General features: G+C 51.2%; 1 protein-coding gene. It reads right to left on the bottom strand.

Features of this window, described 5'->3' with window-relative positions:
* Positions 1–235 precede the first annotated feature (235 nt).
* Positions 236–1216, bottom strand: coding sequence for an IS5-like element ISKpn26 family transposase (locus ACFPZN_RS55980; RefSeq protein ID WP_000019473.1), 981 nt, complete (start codon positions 1214–1216; stop codon positions 236–238).
* Positions 1217–1499: the final 283 nt, after the last annotated feature.

The raw sequence follows: 1499 nt of genomic DNA, 5'->3' as shown, positions 1-1499 counted from the left end.
GCTCGTTATCCGCAAAAAATCGGTTTGTGGGGAGTAAGGGGAGCAGAAGAATATTGTTACCGTTTAGATTTCGCGCCAGCACTATTAAGGAAGGTGCGAATAAGCAGGTCATTTCTTCCCAAGCTGACTCGCTGATTAAAATTTCGCGGATCTGGGCCGATTTTTTTCCCGCAAACACATCGAATCAGCCTATTTAGGCTATTTTTTCCACCATTTCTGGCGTTATTTCCGGTTTTTACTGAGATCTCTCCCACTGACGTATCATTTGGTCCACCCGAAACAGGTTGGCCAGGGTGAATAACATCGCCAGTTGGTTATCGTTTTTCAGCAGCCCTTTGTATCTGGCTTTCACGAAGCCGAACTGCCGCTTGATGATGCGAAACGGGTGCTCCACCCTGGCACGGATGCTGGCTTTCATGTATTCGATGTTGATGGCCGTTTTGTTCTTGCGCGGATGCTGCTTCAAGGTTTTTACCTTGCCGGGACGCTCGGCGATCAGCCAGTCCACATCCACCTCGGCCAGCTCCTCGCGCTGTGGCGCTCCTTGGTAGCCGGCATCGGCTGAGACAAATTGCTCCTCTCCATGAAGCAGATTACCCAGCTGATTGAGGTCATGCTCGTTGGCCGCGGTGGTGACTAGGCTGTGGGTCAGGCCACTCTTGGCATCGACACCAATGTGGGCCTTCATGCCAAAGTGCCACTGATTGCCTTTCTTGGTCTGATGCATCTCCGGATCGCGTTGCTGCTCTTTGTTCTTGGTAGAGCTGGGTGCCTCAATGATGGTGGCATCCACCAAAGTGCCTTGGGTCATCATGACGCCTGCTTCGGCCAGCCAGCGATTGATGGTCTTGAACAATTGACGGGCCAGTTGATGCTGCTCGAGCAGGTGGCGGAAATTCATGATGGTGGTGCGATCCGGCAGGGCGCTATCCAGGGATAATCGGGCAAACAGGCGCATGGAGGCGATTTCGTACAGGGCATCTTCCATGGCACCGTCGCTCAGGTTGTACCAATGCTGCATGCAGTGAATACGCAGCATGGTCTCCAGCGGATAGGGCCGTCGGCCATTGCCCGCCTTGGGATAAAACGGCTCGATGACTTCCACCATGTTTTGCCATGGCAGAATCTGCTCCATGCGGGAGAGGAAAATCTCTTTTCGGGTCTGACGGCGCTTAGTGCTGAATTCACTATCGGCGAAGGTGAGTTGATGGCTCATGATGTCCCTCTGGGATGCGCTCCGGATGAATATGATGATCTCATATCAGGAACTTGTTCGCACCTTCCTTAAGCGTCCGCCGCGAAGGGGCAATCGGATGGAAGCCAGATATTTTCCCTCTGAGTAATTGATTGCGTTGTTACGCTAAATTTGCATAATGAGCGAATTATATTGCCCCGGTCGTCTCTATGGTTTCCTTTATTCATCCGCTTAATGTTTTAGCCCGCCTTATGGTATCCATTGCAAACATTCCTTTGGTGCATTATTTATTGAATTTATCATT

Source organism: Actinomadura rugatobispora (assembly GCF_042656285.1).
Classification (GTDB): domain Bacteria; phylum Actinomycetota; class Actinomycetes; order Streptosporangiales; family Streptosporangiaceae; genus Spirillospora; species Spirillospora rugatobispora.
The sequence above is the reverse complement of the archived record's forward strand: the minus strand, read 5'-3'. Positions and strand labels throughout refer to the sequence as shown.

What these genes read in the sequence shown, in the direction of transcription:
- ACFPZN_RS55980 (WP_000019473.1), bottom strand. Translation starts at nt 1,216, where the DNA reads ATGAGCCATCAACTCACCTTCGCCGATAGTGAATTCAGCACTAAGCGC.